The 4008-nt window shown below is 54.1% G+C and carries 1 tRNA gene and 2 rRNA genes; all 3 read right to left on the bottom strand.

What is annotated here, in order from left to right:
- Positions 1-189 precede the first annotated feature (189 nt).
- A tRNA-Met gene (locus AC1DZU_RS35150) sits at positions 190-266 on the bottom strand.
- A 170-nt stretch (positions 267-436) separates the two neighbouring features.
- Positions 437-551, bottom strand: a 5S ribosomal RNA gene (gene rrf / locus AC1DZU_RS35145).
- 272 nt (positions 552-823) lie between these two features.
- A 23S ribosomal RNA gene (locus AC1DZU_RS35140) occupies positions 824-3682 on the bottom strand.
- Between the last annotated feature and the right edge of the window lie 326 nt (positions 3683-4008).

Raw genomic sequence — 4008 nt, 5'->3', positions numbered from 1 at the left:
CCAAACGCGCAACGCCCGCCGGCTTTTGGCCTGACGGGCGTTTTGTTGATTTGGTTGCGGGGACAGGCTTAGTCTTATTTGTCCTGCTGCGTCGACTATGGTTCCTTGCGGGGCGCTGAGGGGTTCAGTTCCATGGTCACGGTCAGCCGGACACAAAAACAGCCCGGGCTTGGCCGGGCTGTTTTAATTTGGTTGCGGGGACAGGATTTGAACCTGTGACCTTCAGGTTATGAGCCTGACGAGCTACCGGGCTGCTCCACCCCGCGTCAACTAGAAGTAAGCGCAAGCCTACGATAGGGATGGCCTACAGATAGGTAGAAGTCTCACCAAATGAAAGGGCCGCTTACGCGGCCCGTGATCCCGTTGGCGGGCCTGTTCATAAAGAGAAGATTTCTCTCCATCCGATTTGGATGTGAGATCAACGTGCGTTTGGCAGACCTGGCAGCGACCTACTCTCCCGCGTCTTGAGACGAAGTACCATCAGCGCTGGAGCGTTTCACGGCCGAGTTCGGAATGGGATCGGGTGCAGCCGCTCCGCCATAACCACCAGGTCGGCAAAACGCACGTTGTTTCGAGAAGCTTTTGAGCGAAGAGCCAACAGTGAGTAGCGAACAGGGGTTACCTATGCGCTCTCTCGGAGCTGTTCGCTGGTCTTATATGTGCCTGGTTGTCCTTGGGGGTCTGCCCTTCGAAGCGAAGCTTCGCAAGGTCGACCGACCGTCGGCGCCGATGCGCCGCACCCACGTAGCGCCGCCCGAAGGGCGGAACAAGCGTGAGTGAGAACAAACCATCTGACTGCGTCAGATGGGCATAAGGAATGAGAACGATCAAGCCGATCGAACTATTAGTACCGGTAAGCTTCAAGCGTTGCCGCTCTTCCACACCCGGCCTATCAACGTGGTCGTCTTCCACGGTTCTCAGGGAATACTCGTTTTAAGGTGGGTTTCCCGCTTAGATGCCTTCAGCGGTTATCCCGTCCGGATATAGCTACCCTGCTATGCGGCTGGCGCCACAACAGGTCCACCAGAGATCCGTCCATCCCGGTCCTCTCGTACTAGGGACAGATCCTTTCAATATTCCTACACCCACGGCAGATAGGGACCGAACTGTCTCACGACGTTCTGAACCCAACTCACGTACCGCTTTAAATGGCGAACAGCCATACCCTTGGGACCTGCTCCAGCCCCAGGATGCGATGAGTCGACATCGAGGTGCCAAACAACCCCGTCGATATGGACTCTTGGGGGTCATCAGCCTGTTATCCCCGGCGTACCTTTTATTCGTTGAGCGATGGCCCTTCCACGCGGGACCACCGGATCACTATGACCGACTTTCGTCTCTGCTCGACTTGTCAGTCTCGCAGTCAGGCAGGCTTATGCCATTGCACTCAGCGAACGATTTCCGACCGTTCTGAGCCCACCATCGCGCGCCTCCGTTACTCTTTAGGAGGCGACCGCCCCAGTCAAACTACCCACCATACATTGTCCCGGACCCGGATAACGGGCCGCGGTTAGACATCCATAGTAATAAGGGTGGTATTTCAAGGGTGGCTCCACCTGAGCTGGCGCCCAGGTTTCAAAGCCTACCACCTATCCTACACATGCCACTACGAATGCCAATGTAAAGCTATAGTAAAGGTGCACGGGGTCTTTCCGTCTAACCGCAGGAACCCCGCATCTTCACGGGGAATTCAATTTCACTGAGTCTATGCTGGAGACAGCGGGGAAGTCGTTACGCCATTCGTGCAGGTCGGAACTTACCCGACAAGGAATTTCGCTACCTTAGGACCGTTATAGTTACGGCCGCCGTTTACTGGGGCTTCGATTCAGAGCTTGCACCCCTCCTCTTAACCTTCCAGCACCGGGCAGGCGTCAGACCCTATACGTCGTCTTGCGACTTCGCAGAGCCCTGTGTTTTTGATAAACAGTCGCTACCCCCTGGTCTGTGCCACCCTCCTCCACTTGCGTGGAAAAGGGTCACGCTTCTTCCGAAGTTACGCGTGCAATTTGCCGAGTTCCTTCAGCATAGTTCTCTCAAGCGCCTTGGTATACTCTACCAGACCACCAGTGTCGGTTTCGGGTACGGTTTATAAGGAGGAGCTATTTCCTGGAACCACGCAGCAGCCCGTTCAATCCGATAAGATTGGACTACCTCAATGATCCGTCACTACCTCCAAGCCCACGAATATTAACGTGGTTCCCATCGACTACGCGTTTCCGCCTCGTCTTAGGGGCCGGCTAACCCTGCTCAGATTAGCTTTAAGCAGGAACCCTTGGTCTTTCGGCGGGGGAGTCTCTCACTCCCCTTACGTTACTCATGTCAGCATTCGCACTTCTGATACCTCCACCACCCCTCACGGGTATGGCTTCATCAGCTTACAGAACGCTCCGCTACCGCTCGTGATTGCTCACGAACCCTAAGCTTCGGTGTATGGCTTTAGCCCCGTTACATTTTCGGCGCAAAGACCCTTATTTAGACCAGTGAGCTGTTACGCTTTCTTTAAATGATGGCTGCTTCTAAGCCAACATCCTGGTTGTTTTGGGATCCTCACATCCTTTCCCACTTAGCCATAACTTGGGGACCTTAGCTGTAGGTCAGGGTTGTTTCCCTTTTCACGACGGACGTTAGCACCCGCCGTGTGTCTGCCGACTAGTACTCCCAGGTATTCGGAGTTTGGTTAGGTTTGGTAATCCGGTGAGGACCCCTAGCCCATCCAGTGCTCTACCCCCTGGGGTATTCGGTCGACGCTCTACCTAAATAGATTTCGCGGAGAACCAGCTATTTCCGAGTTTGATTGGCCTTTCACCCCTAGCCACAAGTCATCCCGAACTATTGCAACAGTTATGGGTTCGGTCCTCCAGTAAGTGTTACCTTACCTTCAACCTGCTCATGGCTAGATCACTCGGTTTCGGGTCTAATGCGACGAACTGAACGCCCTGTTCAGACTCGCTTTCGCTGCGCCTACACCTAGCGGTTTAAGCTTGCTCGTCACACTAAGTCGCTGACCCATTATACAAAAGGTACGTGGTCACCCAGGACGAACCTTGGGCTTCCACTGTTTGTAGGCAATCGGTTTCAGGTACTCTTTCACTCCCCTTGTCGGGGTGCTTTTCACCTTTCCCTCACGGTACTAGTTCGCTATCGGTCATGCACGAGTACTTAGGCTTGGAGGGTGGTCCCCCCAATTTCAGACAGGATTTCACGTGTCCCGCCTTACTCGAGGACGATGATTTGCATTACGCGTACGGGGCTGTCACCCACTATGGCCCTACTTTCCAGAAGGTTCCGCTTGTCTCATCATCGCCACTGGCCTGGTCCGGGTTCGCTCGCCGCTACTTCCGGAGTCTCGGTTGATGTCCTTTCCTACGGGTACTTAGATGTTTCAGTTCCCCGCGTTCGCCACTTTACCCCTATGTATTCAGGGTAAGTTACCTATTATCGATACTTGGAAACCACAGCAGCATCAGCGCAATCTCGAAGAGATTGTCGCTCCAACGCGATCCCAAAGAGATCGCGCAGGCCTGCTGCTCTGATTTTCCAAGTACCTTAGGTGGGTTTCCCCATTCGGAAATCTACGGATCAAAGGGTATTCGCACCTCCCCGTAGCTTATCGCAGCGTATCACGTCCTTCATCGCCTGTGCATGCCAAGGCATCCACCAATTGCCCTTAAGACACTTGATCGTTCTCATTGCCAATACCCATCCGCGCGATCTCGAAGAGATCGTCGCTTCAGCCAAATCCCGAAGGATCCTGCTTCAGCGCGATCCCAAAGGGATCGTCGCATGGCCAAATCCTGTGCGGGATTTAGCCCGATGTCATTGGCACAAAAAGACCAGCTTCTCGAGATCGGTTCGAGGGTGCGGTTAGGCAAACCCATCATATGCGGGAGATTGAGCGTCTCCCGCGACAAATCACCAGCCTTTTGGGCTCATGAAGTTCGAACAAATCTTCTCTTTACGATGTCAAACAGAACAGGCGGGAAAGCCAAGAAAGCTTCCCGCAAATCT

Source organism: Mesorhizobium sp. P2_A12, assembly GCF_056405075.1.
The sequence above is the reverse complement of the archived record's forward strand: the minus strand, read 5'-3'. Positions and strand labels throughout refer to the sequence as shown.